The sequence below is a fragment of the Desulfosporosinus fructosivorans genome (assembly GCF_004766045.1).
Classification (GTDB): Bacteria; Bacillota; Desulfitobacteriia; order Desulfitobacteriales; family Desulfitobacteriaceae; genus Desulfosporosinus; species Desulfosporosinus fructosivorans.
The window spans coordinates 398,478-415,616 of the sequence record NZ_SPQQ01000003.1; the positions used below are offsets into that span (position 1 = coordinate 398,478).

Consider the following 17,139-nt stretch of genomic DNA (forward strand, 5'->3'; position numbering starts at 1 on the left):
TGAATTGCCCTTATAGGTTTAATTCCTTAGCCGAACAGGATACAATAAAAATGTTTGTATGAGGAGGAAAAAGTAGCATGGAAAATAAGGTTACGAGTGCAACGGCTGAGCAAACGCAAAAATTGGGAAAACAACTGGGCGGGTGTTTGCGAGGTGGAGATGTTGTAGCGCTAATCGGGGACCTCGGTGCAGGGAAGACAGCTTTTGCGCAAGGGGTTGGCGAGGCGTTCTGTGTAAAAGGCCCTATGACTAGCCCTACCTTTACCTTAATACATGAGTATTTAGGACAAATCGAAGGTACAGAAGTGCGTTTAGTTCATATGGATCTGTATCGATTACAACACCCGGAAGAGGCGGAAGTAATTGGAGTGGAAGATGCATTCCAGGAGAATGCTGTTTGTCTCATCGAGTGGCCTGAAATTATCGAAGACTATTTGCCAGATGATCGTTTAATTGTCGAGATCTCGGGAAGTGGAGAACAACCACGTGAGATAATATTCAGAGCTAAGGGATTCGAATGGGAGCACCGTATAAAAGGTATGACTGAAGTCATATAATGGAAGTTACAGGCTATCGTGCAAAAGTATACTTGTTCAACTAATGTTGGACATCGAGATCGGTGGGAGTCTAACCTCAACCGAACCAGAGTATGGGGCACCACTCCCAATTTTTAGAAGTGGGAGTCTCACGATTAGATGAAAAGGCTCGGTGGAACCGATGAAATATTTAACCATTGATACGACAACGAAAGTTACAGCAGTCTCCTTGGCGGAAGACGGTCGGCTTATAGCTGAGAGCTTTTTACATACTGCCAAGACCCATTCGGAGCGTCTCATTCCAATGCTTGACCAACTGCTTATAGCTGCCTCTTGGACTCTGCAGGATTTAGAGATGATCGGGGTAGTACGAGGTCCGGGTTCGTTTACTGGAATTCGGATAGGAATCGCAACAGCTCAGGGCTTAGCTCAAGTTTTAAAACTCCCGCTTCTTGCTGTGTTGTCGCTTGATGCTCTAGCTTGGGCTGGATTGGGAAGAGTAGAAGACCTCGTTCCTATCTTGGATGCGCGCAAGAATGAGTGGTACACGGCGCGTTACCGTTGGGTGAAAGGGAAAGAGGAAGTCGAGTGCTTGACGCTACCCCAAGCCGTACCTACAGAGCTTTGGCTGGAACACTTGAGAAGTCTGGACCGTCCGATTTGTTTTGTTGGAGATGCTACCGAAAAGGCTAAGACCCGAATCGAGGAGGTCTTGGGAGAGAACGCTGTAATTTTGCCAGAGTATGTTAGCTTACCCCGTGGTGCGTATGCGGCTCGAGCGATCTGGCAACGTTGGCAAGAAACGGGCGTTGGAGAGTTAGTTGAACCGCTCTACATTCGTTTTTCTGAGGCGGAGGTCAATTGGGCGAAGAAAGAGGAAGCCCGCAGGAGATTAGAGCATGAATAAAGGGATTGTACGTCCCCTGCACCCAGACGATCTTGAAGCTATTCTAGAAATCGAGCGTGTCTCTTTTGCGACACCTTGGTCTATAGAGGCCTTTAAAGCAGAGCTTAAAGATAATGAGTATGCTCGTTATCTTTGTTTAGAGTTGGAAGGTCAAGTGATCGGGTACATGGGTCTTTGGTTTATCCTTGATGAAGGACACATTACCAACATTGCTATTACTCCGAACCACCGAGGGCAACATTGGGGGGAGTTCTTGATGCGTTCGGTGATGGGAAAAATGCTTGAGCAGGGTATGGAGCGGATGACGTTAGAAGTTCGTGTTTCCAATAGCCCGGCGCAATCTCTATATAAGCGCTTAGGCTTTGTTATTGCGGGTGTTCGCAAGGGGTATTATGCGGATACTGGAGAGGATGCGATGATTATGTGGGCGGAATTGGGAAGGAAAGTGAATGTGACGTGATGGGGAGTCAAAAAAGTGAGATTGTAATTTTAGGGATCGAAACAAGCTGTGATGAGACATCTGCAGCTGTTCTAGTTAATGGAACGGATTTGCGCAGTCATATTATTTCTTCTCAAATAGTGACTCATCAGAGGTATGGTGGGGTTGTACCAGAAATCGCTTCACGCGAACACAGTCTTCACATTCAACCTGTCGTACAGGAAGCTTTGGATTCAGCAAAGGTTAGTTTTTCAGATTTATCGGCCATTGCAGTGACTTATGGTCCTGGGCTGGTAGGATCCCTCTTAGTAGGGGTTTCAGGTGCGAAGGCTATGGCTTATGCCGCTGGAATTCCGTTGATTGGCATTAATCATTTGGAAGGGCATATTTATGCTAATTTTCTCCATAATCCGGATCTGGAATTTCCATTCCTAGCTCTTTTGGTTTCTGGTGGACATACTCACCTCATCTTCTTTGAAGCCCACGGTCAGTACCAGGTTTTGGGGCACACACGTGATGATGCGGCTGGTGAGGCACTGGATAAAGTAGCCCGGACTTTAGGCTTAGGCTATCCTGGAGGTCCCCAGATTCAAAAAGTCGCTTTGGATGGAGATGCACAAGCGTTTAAGTTCCCACGGGCCATGTTAGAAAAGGACAGCTTAGATTTTAGTTTTAGTGGTATGAAGTCGGCTGTCTTAAATACCTTGAATTCTGCTCGCATGCGGGGTGAAACACTGAACGTTCCGGATCTTGCGGCTTCTTTTCAGCAAGCAGTTGTGGACGTGTTGGTCTGGAAAGCTTTGAGAGCTATTGATCAGACAGGAGCTAAGACCTTGGTGCTCGCAGGCGGTGTTGCAGCGAATAGTTTGCTGCGTGAGACATTAAACAAAGAGTTGTCTGAGCGGAGTGTAAGGTTTGTGTATCCACCACCACTTTTTTGCACAGATAATGGTGCAATGATTGCTATCACGGGGTATTATCACTATTTAGCTGGGGATTTTTCGCCTTGGACACTGAATGCCGTGCCAGGGCTGGGACTTGTATGAGGGACTTGTGTGACACAACACTCGGTACTTACGACGCAGAGCAAACTAACCGTGTAAGCTCCTAAAGGGGGAATGGAATTCCCGCTATAAGCGCCGTCCATGGCGCTATGGGGCTTCGCACGTCCTGTGCTCAGCCCCGTATCTGGGGTCGCTTACATGGAAGTTTGCTAGTCTGCTTACGTAAAGACTTCGCGCTCGTGTCACACAAGTCTTGGGCTTGGGTTGGGGAACGGAGAACCGGGGTGGGAGGACGGCACATTTCATGTGCACCGTCTATGCAAGTAGGAGACCGTTCTTGACTGCTTTCTTTGTGGTAGTGATCCTCAACGATCGTGTATTGTCTAGTTTAACCGAAGCTCAAGGTGAAGAGATGGGCCTTGGACAGTTACCGTTATGGAATGCAAATGATGATTAGTCCACGATTGTTGGTGAATTATTAACTCTTAACTTGTAGTTAAGTGCCGACCGACTTTTTTGAAATAATGTTTTAATAGCACTGCTTTTTTAGGGCAGTGTTTTTTGTCTTCACATACCTTTGAATGCAAGTCGAAGACCCGTGCCCCGGCTTGTACCCTGACTTGAACTCTTATTTAAAATTTGGATAACTATGTGGCAGCAAAAAGGCATATACTTCGAGTGGCTTATCCTATTGGGCCCCTTTCATAATTTACAAAATATAAAAACTATTTTCTTAAATCACAAAACACTTTATTAATCTCCATAATCGTGACAGGAAGCGCAAAGCAAGTTAAACTTTATAATATACATCAGGGATTATACTCCCAAGAACAAGTCGACCTTTAGGAGGAGAAGTTTCAAGGATCAAGGTGCTATGCAGAAGTAAGATTCTTAACACATTACTTTAGAAAGGAGATTGACATTGTATTGTAAGAACTTTCCCTGGGAAGAAATCTGAAGTTAAGGAGTGGGAACTATGGAAGAAACAAAGGGCTTTTTAACACCAGCGGAAATTGCAAACACCACAGTAAAGACAGGAATCAAAAAAGTAGAAATGAAAAGTTTGAATATTATCGTGTTAGGAATTTTAGCGGGAGCTTTTATTGCTTTTGCAGCTGAAGGGTCAAATATGGCAGCCTTTAATTTATTTGCAAAGCCGGAAACTTATGGTCTTGGTAAAGTTCTAGCAGGTGCTATATTTGGAACAGGATTGATGCTAGTTGTCTTAGCAGGAGGAGAATTGTTCACAGGAAACACAATGATTTTAGGCGGAGTCTTAGATGGGAAAATCAAATTATATGACATGCTTAAAAATTGGTTTTTTGTTTATAGTGGCAATTTTATCGGGTCATTATTTCTTGCCTATATGATGGTGAATTCTGGGCTATTTAACAGTGGGGCAAATGTTCTGGGTGGAGTAACTATTAAAATAGCATCCTATAAAGTAGGATTATCGTTCATGTCTGCTTTCTATTTAGGAATTATGTGTAACATGTTAGTCTGTCTAGCAGTTTGGATGGCCTACGGAGCGAAGGACATGGTAGGTAAAATACTTGCTATCTTCTTCCCAATATGGCTGTTTATAACATCTGGTTTTGAGCATAGTGTAGCGAATATGTATTATATTCCTGCTGGAATACTAGCTAAATCAAATCCAAGCTGGGTAGCTGAATCTCATCTTGCACCAGCAGCACTTGCAAACTTAAACTGGGGGACTTTTATCATAAATAACTTAGTTCCGGTAACCCTTGGAAACATTGTAGGGGGATCGATTTTTGTGGCTGGTGTTTATTGGTTTGTTTATCTGAAAAACGATTCAAAACAAGAATCTGTAGCATCATCAGCGTCAACATCTGTAGCAGTATCAGTAAAGTAAGCGTAGCGTCAGCAACGCGTAGCCAAAGCTCGCTATTGGTGCACGACAATGAGTGTGTATACCTCAGGAACGGTTAGTTTGCTCTTCGGTCGTAAGTGCCGAGCTTGTCTCCCCCAAGTACCACGAGCGTACGTTCTGTGGATAAGGTTGAGCTGTGGATAATGTGGATAAGTCTGTAGATAAGTCGTGGTAGCTGTTTTACGGTTTTGTGTAAATAGGTTCAATTGGCGGCCACATTATCCACAATGCCTGTGGATAATGTGGATAACTTGGGGAAGGAGGCAGTATAACTAGTTTTAGAAGGTGGATAACTTTTAGGCTAAAATATTGATATATTCAATTCTTGTTCTGTTACTGCTCAAGAAATATCAGAAAACACTTATTATGAAATTTTAAAAATAGGAAGGATTTTCACTCTATTAATCGAATAATTCTAATAAGTACAAGATTTTCTGAAAGGTAGAATTGACATGAGTGAGGACCAACAGTCTTTAAAGGCCGAAGTGCGCCAGGCGTGTTTATGTCAGAGGACCTCTTTAGGAGAGAAGGAAAGAAAAAGAAAAAGTGGAATTATTCAGCAAAAACTTATGGATCTACAGGAGTTCAAACTGGCTCAAACTGTGATGTTATTTCTTAATTTTCGTGAAGAAGTAGAGACTACGGCCATGGCAGAGGCAACGCTAGCCTGTAAGAAAAAACTAGTATTACCCCGCTGTGCACCTAATAGCATACTCCTTCCAATCGAAGTACATGATCTGATACAGGATATTGAACCAGGAACTTATGGGATTCGAGAGCCTAAATTGACGCTTGGAGTTGTGGAACCCTCAGAAATTGATTTGATTATCGTACCTGGTTCAGGGTTCGATCTGCAAGGGAATCGTTTAGGGTATGGGGGCGGCTATTATGACCGCTTTTTTATGCTGTTGAACCCCTTAACACCGAGGATCGCCCTAGGTTTCGAATGTCAAGTCATTCCACAAGTGCCGGTCGGCAAGCACGACGCTCTAATGACGATGTTGATCACAGAAAATGGCGTATATAACTTTAATAGTTAGAATTTAGTAGGGGGGATTTATTTGTGCACCGCGTGTGAAGATTTAGTAGACCCTAAGCAAATTAAGTTAGATGAGATTATTACCAAATACAGAAATGAAAATGGACCGTTGATCCCAGTTTTGCAGCATGCTCAAGAGGTTTATGGATATTTGCCAACTGACGTGCTAAAACACATTAGTAAATCTTTGCGTATACCACTAGCGAGGATATATGGAGTTGTTACTTTTTATGCTCAGTTTCGTTTAGTTCCTTCAGGAAGAAATGTGATCAACGTTTGTTTGGGAACGGCTTGTCATGTCCGAGGTGGAGCCAAGGTCCTAGAAACTATTGAGAAAGCATTAAAGATTAAAGATGGGGCAACGACTGAAGATAGGCGATTTACATTAGAAGTTGTGGCATGTATTGGAGCCTGTGGACTTGCACCAGTGATTTCGATCAACAATGAGGTTCACGGCAGATTGTTACCGGAGAGTATTGCGAAAATATTAGCCAAATACGAGTAGGGGGATTAAAGGGATGGCAGAGAACCAACGGATTTTAGTTTGTGCGGGGACAGGATGCGCGTCATCGGGTGCACATAAACTTATTGATGCCTTGAAATTGGAGCTTAGTCGACAAGGACTCGAAGAAACCGTGAGCATTGTTGGTACTGGGTGCCAAGGGTTCTGTGAAAAGGGACCGACGCTGGTTATAGAACCACAGCAGGTATTATATACTTCGGTTACAGCAGATGATGTTGCAGAAATAGTTGCGCAAGATATTATGAAAGGCGAACGGGTTGAACGCCTTCTGATTCAAGATCAGGTAACTCAAAAACCACTGAGCACTCTATCCGAAATCCCGTTTTTTGCTAAGCAGCATCGGATTGTTCTGCAAAACTGCGGTGTTATTGATCCCCAGAAGATTGAAGAATACACGGCACGGGATGGATATCTTGGTTTACAGAAGGTGCTCAAAGAGATGTCACCGGAGGAAACCCTAGAAGAAGTCAAGAAATCTGGGCTTCGTGGTCGTGGTGGTGCAGGCTTCCCAACGGGTCTAAAGTGGGGCTTTTGCCGTGCAACGCCGAGCGATAAAAAATACATTATCTGTAATGCAGACGAAGGGGACCCCGGGGCTTTTATGGACCGCAGTGTACTGGAGGGGGATCCTCATTCTGTGATCGAGGGAATGCTCATCGGAGCCTATGCAATGGGTGTCGATGAAGGCTATGTCTATTGCCGAGCTGAATACCCATTGGCCATTAAACATCTGGAAATTGCAATTCGGCAAGCTGAGGAAGCAGGCTACCTCGGAAATAATATTCTGAACTCGGGCTTCAACTTTAAACTGAATGTTTTCGCTGGTGCAGGAGCCTTTGTCTGTGGAGAAGAAACAGCGTTAATGGCTTCTATCGAAGGTAAACGTGGAATGCCACGTGTTCGCCCACCTTTTCCAGCAGTAAGTGGCTTATGGGGAAAACCAACCAATATTAATAACGTAGAAACATGGTCCAATATTCCTCATATTTTGCGAAACGGTGCGGAGTGGTATTCCCAATTCGGAACGGAAAAAAGCAAAGGGACGAAAATTTTTGCCCTGACCGGAAAAGTGAATAATACAGGTCTAGTCGAGGTTCCGATGGGGACAACCCTCAGAGAAATCATCTTTGACATCGGGGGCGGAATTCAGAACGGCAAAGCCTTTAAAGCTGTGCAAATTGGGGGACCATCCGGTGGATGTTTGCCTGAAGACATGCTGGATCTGGCCGTGGACTATGATACCTTAACCAAAGCAGGGGCAATGGTTGGATCGGGTGGACTCGTGATCATGGATGAGACCACCTGTATGGTAGACATTGCGCGCTTCTTCTTAAGTTTTTCAACGAAAGAATCTTGTGGAAAATGTACGCCATGCCGAGAAGGTACCAAGCGAATGTACGAAATTCTAGACAGAATTACAAAGGGCGAAGGAAAAGCGGAAGATCTCGATATTTTAGAAAATCTCGCTTTGACGATCAAGGAAACGTCCCTCTGTGGATTAGGTCAGTTCGCACCGAGTCCAATATTAGCAACTCTGAAATACTTTAGGCATGAGTTTGAGGCTCATATTTTTGATCATAAGTGTCCCGCACACGCCTGTTCAGCCTTGCTTAGTTATACAATTGATGCAGAAAAATGCAAAGGATGCGGGCTATGTGCTAAAAACTGTCCAGTGACTTGTATAACAGGGGAAAAGAAAACCCCGTATGTCATTAAAGAAGAGGATTGTATTAAATGCGGAACTTGCGTGGATAAATGCAAGTTTAATGCAGTTATTCGAGCATAAACTGAGGGGAGGTGCTTTGGCGTTGATTACTATAACAATTGATGGGCGCGAAGTCAGCGTTCCTAAGGGGACAACCGTACTTGAGGCCTGTCGGATGCATGATATTTCCATACCAACCTTGTGCCATGATAAGGAAATCACCTCTGCTGGTGCTTGTCGATTGTGCGTTGTCCAAATTGAAGGGATGCGTAATCTTCCTCCAGCTTGCGTCACTCAAACGGCTCAGGGTATGAAAATAGAAACTCAAAATCCTAAAGTTCGGGCAGCACGCAAAACAATTCTAGAGTTGTTGGTAGCGAATCATCCCTTAGATTGCATGCTTTGTGAAAAACTGGGAGACTGCTCCTTGGCTAAATATGCTTATGAATATGGTGTTACAGGCGAAATTTATCAAGGTGAGAAACGGAATCAACCGATCGATGATGGAAACCCTTATATCCTAAGAGATCCCAATAAATGTATCTTGTGTGGCAAGTGTGTTGCAACCTGTAACGCTGTAACAGAACGAAGCGTGATTGATTACGCTTATCGAGGATTCAATACAAAGGTGGCCACCTTTAATGACACTGATCTGAATGATTCTAGCTGTGTTTATTGCAACCGATGTGTGGCTATTTGTCCAGTCGGAGCTCTGGTTGACAAAAGCATGATGGGTAAAGGTAGGACATGGGAGTTCACTAAGGAAGAAGCCACTTGCACTTTTTGTGAATCTGGTTGCAATTTTGACATTAACTATAAGAATGGTAAAATTATTGGGGTAACTGCAAAATCGGCGGCCAATGGCCGACCGCTATGCCTAAAAGGGCGTATCGGGTCTGATTTCAAGTACAACCCTAACCGAACGGAAAGACCTTTCATTAATCAAGACGGTGAGTTCATCCAGGTTGCATGGGAAGAATTTCTAGGTCTCGGTAATATTGTCGAAAAAATTAACTCACTGAAATAGTGTTAGCGAAGCTATTTAAGATTCAATTGCTTCATAGAAATAGCCTCTGAATAAGAATGATTACCGGAAAGGAGTGAAATGCATTGGAGTGGTTTACCTTAACGATCGATGGACAGGAAGTCAGTGTTCTGAAGGGAACGACCGTACTTGAAGCCTGTCGTATGCATAATATCCCGATTCCTACTTTGTGTCATGACCCAGAGCTTACCCCAGCCGGCGCTTGCCGTTTGTGTGTAGTTCAAATCGAAGGCATGCGCAATCTTCCCCCGTCGTGTGTTACTCAAGTTACGCAGGGTATGGTAGTGCAAACTCAAAATCCTAAAGTCCGGGCAGCACGCAAGACAATTCTGGAACTGTTGCTAGCAAATCATCCTCTAGATTGCATGACGTGCCAGAAAATGGGGAATTGCTCTTTGGCTGAGTATGCCTATGAATATGGTGCCTCTGGTGAGCTTTATAAAGGTGAGCAACGTGCCCTTCCGATTGATAGCGGAAATCCTTTCATTTTGCGGGACCCGAATAAATGTATCTCGTGCGGAAAATGTATTAAAGCGTGTACGGAGATTCAGGGGAAAAGTATTCTAGACTTTTCTTTCCGGGGTTTTGATACTCAAGTAGGCCCAGCTTTCAATCTTCCTTATAATGAATCCGCTTGCGATTTCTGTGGCTCCTGTGTCTCGGTCTGTCCAGTAGGAGCCCTGGTAGAAAAGCAAATGGTCGGTAAAGGGCATTCTTGGGAAGTAAGCAAAGTCCAAACGACGTGCCCATTTTGTGGGGTAGGTTGTAACTTTGACCTCAATGTCAAAGACGGTAAAGTCATTGGTGTGACCTCAAATCCGAATGCGCCTGTCAATGGCAAGGCTTTATGTGTCAAAGGTCGCTTTGGTATGGACATGATTTATAGTCCCCATCGCTTGACAACGCCTCTGATCCGCAAAGATGGGGTGCTAGTTCCTGCAAGCTGGGATGAGGCCTTAGATTTAGTTGCTACGAAGCTAGGGGAGATCAAGAAGGACTATGGCCCGAACTCGATAGCTGCTTTAAGTTGTGCCCATTGTACTAACGAAGAGAATTATCTTATGCAAAAATTTATGCGCGCGGTGATCGGTACCAACAATATCGATCACTGCGCCAGGACGTGACACGCTCCCACTGTGGCCGGTCTGGCCACCTCATTTGGATCCGGAGCGATGACTAACTCTATCAACGAAATTCCAAACACCAAAGCAATGTTCGTGATTGGTTCAAACCCGACTGAAGCTCACCCCGTGATCGGAACAAAAATGAAGCAAGCGTTAGCTAAGGGCTCAAAGCTGATTGTGGTGGATCCTCGGTGCACCGACATCGCAGAGCATGCAGATGTTTGGCTAAGGCTTCGTTCGGGAACGGATATTGCTCTGATCAACGGAATTATGAACATTATTCTGGCCAATGGCTGGGAAGATCAAGCGTTCATTGAAGAACGCACAGAAGGTTTTGAAAAAGTTCGAGAAATTGTGAAAAAATATACTCCTGAAGTTGTTAGTCAAATAACAGGAGTTCCTGTAGAGCAGCTCGAGGAAGCTGCCAAACTTTATGCAACCGCAGAATGTGCAGAGATCTTCTATACCTTAGGGATCACAGAACACGTCTGTGGCACGGATAACGTGATGAGTTTGGCGAATCTAGCCATGCTTACGGGTAATATCGGTAAAGAAAGTTCGGGCGTCAACCCAATGCGCGGGCAAAATAATGTTCAGGGTGCCTGCGATATGGGCGCATTGCCGAACGTCTACCCTGGTTACCAACAAGTCACAAACCCTGAAGCACGGGCAAAATTCGAAGCCGCTTGGGGAGTTCCTCTAGACCCCAATAATGGATTTATGATTCCGGATATGTTTGCAGCGGCGGCTACTAAAGATTTGCGGGCTTTGTATATTTTAGGCGAAGACCCAGTCATCACAGATGCTGATGCTAACCATGTGCGCAAAGGCCTTAAAGCCCTTGATTTCCTTGTAGTCCAAGAGATCTTCTTGTCTGAAACCGCTAAGTTGGCAGATGTCGTCCTACCTGGAGCTAGCTATGCTGAGAAGACGGGTACATTCTCAAATACTGAGCGGCGAGTGCAAATGGTCAATCAGGCCATTAAACCGATCGGTAATGCAAGGGCCGATGGGGAGATCATTTGTGACCTGGCAACTCGTATGGGTTACCCCTTCGAGTATCAATCTTCAGAAGAAGTTATGCAGGAAATTGCTAAGCTTACCCCTATTTTTGCAGGGATTACCCATGAACGGCTAGGAACACAAGGCTTGCAGTGGCCAGTACCGACGGTTGAACACCCTGGTACAAAGTTCTTACATGAAGGAAGGTTCAACCGGGGTTTAGGACAATTTGTGGCGATCGAAAATCAGTTACCTGCTGAATTACCAGATGAAGAGTATCCGTTCTTACTCAATACTGGGCGTAAACTTTCCCATTATAACGTTTTCACTCAATACTCTCCATCGTTAGAAGGGCATTCACCAGAAGAACTGGCGGAAGTGAATCCCTTAGATGCCAAACGGCTAGGACTCGAAGTGGGTGAAATTGTTAAAGTTTCATCCCGTCGTGGTGAGGTAAAGACCAAAATTAAGATCACCAAACGAGTGCCCGTAGGTATGGTCTTTATGACCTTCCACTATTTCGATGCTCCAACTAATGAACTGACCAATGGAGCCTATGATAAAGTCACAAAAACCTATGAGTATAAAGTGTGTGGCGTACAGATTTCAAAAATCAGTTAACTTTAATTTCAAAATAGATGGGCTCTGCAGGAGGCCACTAAAAATTTAATGTAAACTGAAGATCAATAAAGAAAGAACTGGGATTACGATTTAAAATGCGTAATTCCAGTTCTTTTTTTATAATATTAAGCAGTAAAACAAGCGGATGATTTCAAAAATACTCAAACTTGGGCAATTAGACAAGGGTGGATTGGCGCTATAGCCCTCACGCTTGTCTGGGGCTCGGCATATCCTATAGAGGGATATGAAAAGACATTCCGCAAATGGCTGGGCAGTCGGTATGAGGATGGAAATTTCCAACAGGACGCCTGAGCAAATCGCGTCCGAGATTAACGTTATCAAGGAACAAAGCTGCAAAATGCTGCTTAGCAACGCCGTTGAGATCGGACGGCGTTTGACGGAAACCAAAGAGCTGGTACCCCATGGGGAGTGGCGCAAATAGCTGACTGAATCAGTGAGTTACTCCCCCCATCGGGGCAGAGAGGCCAAATGGTGCATCGATGCACCATTTGATTTTAACTCAATGGGCACGGTTTTTGACGCAAAGGCTGTTTTTCCATGCACATAGCTTACCACACCTCAGGATAAGCAACATTCACGTAATATTTTTCGATTTTTGTTTTATGACCCTGTTCCATGATGGACAGATCATGGAACATTTCCTTCTGACTTTGATCGCAGCTAGCAGTGGCAAATGCTGAGTACATGTTCATAGCATCTTCTTCATTTTTCATGGCCAAGGCTAAAGCGTCTGCAGGTTTCATGTCCAAAGATAATTTGGGTTTGTCAACTGTTTCAGAAACTTTATAATCTGCGGACTCATCAAAATGCATGTCTTTGATATCCTTGGCAAGAAAACCTTCTAATAGTTTTTGATGTCCTAGTTCTTCTGCAGCAAATTCGGAAAACAATTTCTTAATGTAAGGATCGACGACTCTTTCAGAAACTCCCTTATAAAATGCATAAGACTCAACTTCATTGTCAATAGCCATTGTTAGTATTGCTTTGTATTCTTCCCCTGTCATACTGAATTCCACCTTTCTTATTTGGAATAATTACTCATCATAAGTATTGTACTACACTATATGCATTTTTGGGACAAGTTTTACGCCTACTAGGGGCGTTCTATGCGACCATGTAAAGTGTAGCATAGCATACATGGTCGCATAGAATTTAATGGTTAAAAATAAATATTATTTCTAATCGAACTGGGAGTGCTCAATTGCTAAACTGGTTTGTTGACCGTCCCCGCAACACGTTTAGTCCATAATACGGTTCATAAGGCGCATCGAACACATTTCTCCACACATGGTGCAGCTGTCCTGATGCTCGGGGGCGGACTCTTTGCGATAACGCTCTGGCTTTTCACGGTCCAAGGCTAGACTAAACATTTTCTCCCAATCCAAAGCTTGTCTGGCTTGGCTCATCTTCATGTCCCATTCGGCGGCTCCAGGTACCCCTTTAGCGATATCCCCAGAATGTGCTGCGATCTTGACCGCAACAATCCCTTCGCGCACGTCGTCCAAGGTAGGCAAACGAAGGTGTTCGCCTGGCGTTACATAGCAGAGAAAATCTGCTCCTGCCGAGGCGGCTAAAGCTCCGCCGATTGCACTGGTAATGTGATCGTAACCGGGAGCAACATCCGTGACTAATGGCCCTAAAATATAGAAGGGTGCTCCGTGGCATAGCTTTTTGGCCAATTGAACATTAGTCACAACCTCCTGCAAGGGAACATGGCCAGGTCCTTCAATCATGACTTGAACATTGCGTTTCCAAGCTCTTTGAGTCAATTCTCCCATCACGATTAATTCTGAAATTTGAGCTCCGTCTGTGGCATCAGCAATACTTCCAGGTCGGCAAGCATCTCCTAAACTTAACGTGACATCATATTTTACGCAGATATCCAGGAGATCGTCAAAATACTCGTAAAAAGGGTTTTCGTGTCCAGTTAATTCCATCCAAGCATACAGTAAAGACCCGCCTCGGGAAACAATGTTGGTAACTCGGGAGGTCTTACGGAAATGCTGGGCAGTTTCCCTGTTGATGCCGGCGTGGATAGTAACAAAATCAACACCGTCTCGGGCGTGCTGTTCTACCACATCTAAAAATTCTCGGGGAGTAATCTCTTCTAATTTTTTATCTAAATAGCCAAGGGCATCATACATAGGAACAGAACCAATCATTGCTGGGGACATGCTAATGAGCTTGTGACGGAATTCAGCGGTTTTGCCATAGTTGCTTAGATCCATAATTGCTTCCGCTTTCATGTCTAAAGCCATGCGTACTTTGGCTAGCTCGCTGTCGAGATTGGCACATTCCGGGGAGATACCTAAATTGACATTAATCTTCGTCCTAAGTCCAAGACCAACACCCTCGGGACTCAGCGATGTATGATTATGGTTCGAGGGGATGACAATGCTGCCCGCCGCTACCCGGAGCCTAATTTCCTCAGCAGTAAGACCTTCTTTACCAGCGACCGTTTTCATTGCCGCGGTTATTATTCCATTTCTGGCCTGTTCCATTTGTGTACTCATCAAAATCACACTCTTTCATATTTATTTGTCTTATTCAATGACTCCATAATGCGGTTAACACTTCAAGAAAGCGTGGCAGGGGACGCTTTGATTGCCATGTCATTATAAGGTCTGTGTTTCCATGATACGTTGTAAACGTTTAATCTTGCTTGCAATGTCCGGGTTGCCTACAATTTCGGTGACTAAGGCAACAGTTCGAGCGCCCGCTTTGAGGACTGTTGCTAGATTGTGTTCTTTAATTCCGCCGATCGCAACGAAGGGGATCTCCAGATTCTTGACGACGTAGTCTAAATAGTCCAGTCCCACCGGATCACATACATCGATTTTGGTATGGGTGGCATGTATGGGTCCTACTCCGATGTAATCTGCGCCACCGCTCACGGCGGCCCGTGCTTGATCCGGCGAATGAGTAGAGACACCGATCATGAGATTGGGGCCGACTATCTCGCGCACCTTTGATAACGGTAAATCGTCTTGTCCGATATGCACGCCATCGGCACATACCGCCAATGCCAGGTCTAAGTGGTCATTGATGATGAACAAGGCGCCGTATTCTTGAGTCAGAGCGCGTAGCACCAGACACTCCTCATACATCTTCCTAACCTTCTTGGATTTCTCGCGATACTGAAGGATCGGTACACCGCTGGCCAAGATCTCACTGGCTACTTCAATATTGCTCCTACCTTGAGAGTGGAGTTCAGAGGTAAGGGCATAGATACCAGACGGAAGGGTAGGTCTTCTTGAAATTCCGTTCATCATAGGGTTCATTCCTTTCACTGTGCTCAAGGCACGGAAATTTAATGAAAGTGCCTTTTCACTTTACTTGAACGAGTTCAGTGCATCCTTTCCCGCCCGCATATCAACCCAGTCACAAAAAGTGGGTAGATAACCTTTGGCCCGGATCATTTGTACTACTTCTGGAACGGACCGTTCGTCGGCGATTTCAAATTGGGCACTGCCTACATTGTCTGTTTCGCTATAACCACCGACGGAAGTGAGAGCGCCGGCCGACATTCGAGTAATTCCGAGGGGAAGCAAATTTTCCCTCATTTGTGGACTTTCCCGAGTGGACAAGGTAATGCCAGCTCGGGGAAGAAACAGTCGGTATGCCAGAATGATTTGGACTAAGGCCTCATCCGTGACGGGTGCAGCAGATGAGTTGAAACTGCCGGCATAGGGTCTGAGTCGTGGTACGGAGATAGCAACTTCGACTCCGGGGAAATTTCTTTGCAAGTAGTCGGCATGGAGTGCCGAATAAAAGGCATCTCGCCGCCAGTCTGAAAGACCTAAGAGCGCTCCGATGTTTACGGAAGAGATTCCTGCAGAACATGCTCGCTCCGGTGCCCCTAAGCGATAGTGATAATCCCGCTTTGGTCCTGCGGGGTGTACCAGAGCGTAGGTAGTTTCATCGTAGGTTTCTTGAAAGAGAGTGACCGAATCAATCCCCTCCTCGAATAAATGTCGGTACTCTTCAGTGGAAAGAGGATACACTTCAAGTCCGAGAGAGGCAAACATTGGTCGCAAAGCGCGGACGCATTCTCCCATATAAGAGGGTCCACTCTGTGTGCGGGATTCTCCTGTCAAGAGTAGCAAATGCTGAAGCCCAGTGGACGAGATGGCCTCGCCTTCTTTAATGACTTGTTCGATGGTAAGCTTGCACCGTACAATCTCATTTCCAGCGTGGAAACTACAATACAGACAACTATTACTGCAAAAATTAGCAAGATATAGGGGGGTGAATAAACCAATCGTGCGGCCGAAATGGCGAATTGTTAAAGACTGAGCCTTTTTCGCCATGGGCTCTAGGTAAGTTATGGCAGCTGGGGAAAGCAAGACCGCCAAATCTTGTGGGTGGAGAGTTTCTCTGGCTAAAACCCGCTCCACATCAATCCCGTTAAAACTCTCCCAGCTCGAATCGGAGAGCCTTTGTTGCCATTCAGTGATTTGCTCGTAAAACATCCGTTAACCCTCCTGCAAAAAACCGGTTAAGGGAGAAGAAGCGGAGGCTTCAATCTGCCGTTCACCAGGCCCAGCTAAATAGCCCAATCGTCCTGCGGCTACGGCCAAGCGGAAGGCTTGGGCCATGGATACTGGATCACTTGCGGTGGCAATGGCTGTATTCACAAGCACTGCGGCTGCTCCCATTTCCATAGCCTCGGCTGCTTCGGAGGGGCGGCCGAGGCCAGCATCGACAATGATTGGTAGGGGAATTTCTTCGATTAGAATTCGGATGAGTTCTTTGGTTTGTAAGCCACGGTTGCTGCCAATTGGAGCTCCTAAAGGCATGATAGCTGCCGCGCCAGCATCCTGTAGACGCCTAGCAGCACCTAGATCAGGACTCATGTAAGGTAGTACTATAAACCCTTCCTTGACTAGTTGTTCAGTAGCCCGCAACGTTTCCCAATTATCGGGCAATAGGTAACGCTGATCCTGGACTACCTCTATTTTTACCCAGTTTCCGCAGCCAGCAGCTTGAGCCAAACGAGCGATGCGTACGGCTTCCTCGGCAGTGCGAGCCCCAGAGGTGTTAGGTAATAAAATGGTGTTTTGAGGCATGTAGTTGAGAATGTTCTCTTGTGGGTTTTTCCAGTCGACTCGGCGTAAAGCCATTGTTACTACCTGGCTGCCACTAGCTTCCAACACCCGAGGAACTATTTCATGAGACGAAAACTTACCAGTGCCTACAAACAAACGGCTGTGTAAATTTACCCCACCAATGATGAGACTATCATCCGATAGATTAAAACTCTGTATAATATCGTTCAC

General features: G+C 45.2%; 15 protein-coding genes and 2 pseudogenes. 12 read left to right on the plus strand and 5 right to left on the minus strand.

The window, feature by feature from the left end; translation table 11 throughout:
* Positions 1–77 precede the first annotated feature (77 nt).
* The 12 genes and pseudogenes from tsaE to E4K67_RS10070 all read left to right on the plus strand — a co-directional run.
* Positions 78–557: a tRNA (adenosine(37)-N6)-threonylcarbamoyltransferase complex ATPase subunit type 1 TsaE gene (gene tsaE / locus E4K67_RS10020; protein ID WP_135546265.1), complete on the plus strand. Its 480-nt coding sequence runs from the start codon at positions 78–80 to the stop codon at positions 555–557.
* Positions 558–717: 160 nt separating this feature from the next.
* A complete protein-coding gene (gene tsaB / locus E4K67_RS10025; RefSeq protein ID WP_135546266.1) occupies positions 718–1,443 on the plus strand; it encodes a tRNA (adenosine(37)-N6)-threonylcarbamoyltransferase complex dimerization subunit type 1 TsaB in 726 nt (241 codons plus the stop codon).
* Positions 1,436–1,903: a ribosomal protein S18-alanine N-acetyltransferase gene (gene rimI / locus E4K67_RS10030; RefSeq protein WP_135546267.1), complete on the plus strand. Its 468-nt coding sequence runs from the start codon at positions 1,436–1,438 to the stop codon at positions 1,901–1,903. Before tsaB ends, rimI begins: the two co-directional genes overlap by 8 nt.
* The gene (tsaD, locus tag E4K67_RS10035) at positions 1,903–2,928 is read left to right on the plus strand and encodes a tRNA (adenosine(37)-N6)-threonylcarbamoyltransferase complex transferase subunit TsaD (RefSeq protein WP_135546913.1); all 1,026 of its coding nucleotides are present in this window, start codon (positions 1,903–1,905) and stop codon (positions 2,926–2,928) included. The genes rimI and tsaD overlap by 1 nt, the downstream gene beginning before the upstream one ends.
* 262 nt (positions 2,929–3,190) lie before the next feature.
* Positions 3,191–3,343, plus strand: a complete 153-nt coding sequence (locus tag E4K67_RS29720) for a hypothetical protein (RefSeq protein WP_158408451.1) — start codon at positions 3,191–3,193, stop codon at positions 3,341–3,343.
* Between the two features lie 519 nt (positions 3,344–3,862).
* Positions 3,863–4,762, plus strand: coding sequence for a formate/nitrite transporter family protein (locus tag E4K67_RS10040; RefSeq protein WP_135546268.1), 900 nt, complete (start codon positions 3,863–3,865; stop codon positions 4,760–4,762).
* A gap of 470 nt (positions 4,763–5,232) precedes the next feature.
* Positions 5,233–5,820: a 5-formyltetrahydrofolate cyclo-ligase gene (locus E4K67_RS10045; RefSeq protein WP_135546269.1), complete on the plus strand. Its 588-nt coding sequence runs from the start codon at positions 5,233–5,235 to the stop codon at positions 5,818–5,820.
* A gap of 21 nt (positions 5,821–5,841) precedes the next feature.
* Positions 5,842–6,324: an NADH-quinone oxidoreductase subunit NuoE gene (gene nuoE, locus E4K67_RS10050; protein ID WP_135546270.1), complete on the plus strand. Its 483-nt coding sequence runs from the start codon at positions 5,842–5,844 to the stop codon at positions 6,322–6,324.
* A gap of 13 nt (positions 6,325–6,337) precedes the next feature.
* Positions 6,338–8,128, plus strand: a complete 1,791-nt coding sequence (nuoF, locus tag E4K67_RS10055) for an NADH-quinone oxidoreductase subunit NuoF (protein WP_135546271.1) — start codon at positions 6,338–6,340, stop codon at positions 8,126–8,128.
* 16 nt (positions 8,129–8,144) lie between these two features.
* Positions 8,145–9,071, plus strand: a pseudogene (locus E4K67_RS10060) (NADH-quinone oxidoreductase subunit G); the annotation flags it as partial.
* An 86-nt stretch (positions 9,072–9,157) separates the two neighbouring features.
* Positions 9,158–11,839 carry a formate dehydrogenase subunit alpha gene (gene fdhF / locus E4K67_RS10065; protein WP_135546272.1) on the plus strand — a complete coding sequence of 894 codons (2,682 nt, stop codon included), beginning with the start codon at positions 9,158–9,160 and terminating at the stop codon, positions 11,837–11,839.
* A 280-nt stretch (positions 11,840–12,119) separates the two neighbouring features.
* Positions 12,120–12,278: pseudogene (locus E4K67_RS10070) on the plus strand (DUF3102 domain-containing protein); the annotation flags it as partial.
* A 130-nt stretch (positions 12,279–12,408) separates the two neighbouring features.
* On the opposite strand, the gene E4K67_RS10075 reads toward E4K67_RS10070, so the two are convergent.
* From E4K67_RS10075 to E4K67_RS10095, 5 genes are all read right to left on the minus strand, one after another.
* Complete coding sequence (locus E4K67_RS10075; protein WP_135546273.1) at positions 12,409–12,864, minus strand: ferritin-like domain-containing protein; 456 nt, start codon at positions 12,862–12,864, stop codon at positions 12,409–12,411.
* 234 nt (positions 12,865–13,098) lie between these two features.
* Positions 13,099–14,379, minus strand: coding sequence for a phosphomethylpyrimidine synthase ThiC (gene thiC, locus E4K67_RS10080; RefSeq protein WP_135546917.1), 1,281 nt, complete (start codon positions 14,377–14,379; stop codon positions 13,099–13,101).
* A gap of 96 nt (positions 14,380–14,475) precedes the next feature.
* Positions 14,476–15,129 carry a thiamine phosphate synthase gene (thiE, locus tag E4K67_RS10085; RefSeq protein WP_135546919.1) on the minus strand — a complete coding sequence of 218 codons (654 nt, stop codon included), beginning with the start codon at positions 15,127–15,129 and terminating at the stop codon, positions 14,476–14,478.
* Between the two features lie 63 nt (positions 15,130–15,192).
* Positions 15,193–16,332, minus strand: coding sequence for a 2-iminoacetate synthase ThiH (gene thiH / locus E4K67_RS10090; protein ID WP_135546274.1), 1,140 nt, complete (start codon positions 16,330–16,332; stop codon positions 15,193–15,195).
* Positions 16,333–16,335: 3 nt separating this feature from the next.
* Positions 16,336–17,139, minus strand: coding sequence for a thiazole synthase (locus E4K67_RS10095; RefSeq protein WP_338031860.1), 804 nt, complete (start codon positions 17,137–17,139; stop codon positions 16,336–16,338).

Excerpts from the sequence above, each read along its gene's own strand:
- E4K67_RS10040 (WP_135546268.1), top strand. The coding sequence starts at position 3,863 with ATGGAAGAAACAAAGGGCTTTTTAACACCAGCGGAAATTGCAAACACC.
- tsaD (WP_135546913.1), top strand. The coding sequence starts at position 1,903 with ATGGGGAGTCAAAAAAGTGAGATTGTAATTTTAGGGATCGAAACAAGC.
- E4K67_RS10075 (WP_135546273.1), bottom strand. The coding sequence starts at position 12,864 with ATGACAGGGGAAGAATACAAAGCAATACTAACAATGGCTATTGACAAT.
- thiH (WP_135546274.1), bottom strand. The coding sequence starts at position 16,332 with ATGTTTTACGAGCAAATCACTGAATGGCAACAAAGGCTCTCCGATTCG.
- tsaB (WP_135546266.1), top strand. The coding sequence starts at position 718 with ATGAAATATTTAACCATTGATACGACAACGAAAGTTACAGCAGTCTCC.
- tsaE (WP_135546265.1), top strand. The coding sequence starts at position 78 with ATGGAAAATAAGGTTACGAGTGCAACGGCTGAGCAAACGCAAAAATTG.
- E4K67_RS10045 (WP_135546269.1), top strand. The coding sequence starts at position 5,233 with ATGAGTGAGGACCAACAGTCTTTAAAGGCCGAAGTGCGCCAGGCGTGT.
- E4K67_RS29720 (WP_158408451.1), top strand. The coding sequence starts at position 3,191 with ATGTGCACCGTCTATGCAAGTAGGAGACCGTTCTTGACTGCTTTCTTT.
- rimI (WP_135546267.1), top strand. The coding sequence starts at position 1,436 with ATGAATAAAGGGATTGTACGTCCCCTGCACCCAGACGATCTTGAAGCT.
- thiE (WP_135546919.1), bottom strand. The coding sequence starts at position 15,129 with ATGAACGGAATTTCAAGAAGACCTACCCTTCCGTCTGGTATCTATGCC.
- nuoF (WP_135546271.1), top strand. The coding sequence starts at position 6,338 with ATGGCAGAGAACCAACGGATTTTAGTTTGTGCGGGGACAGGATGCGCG.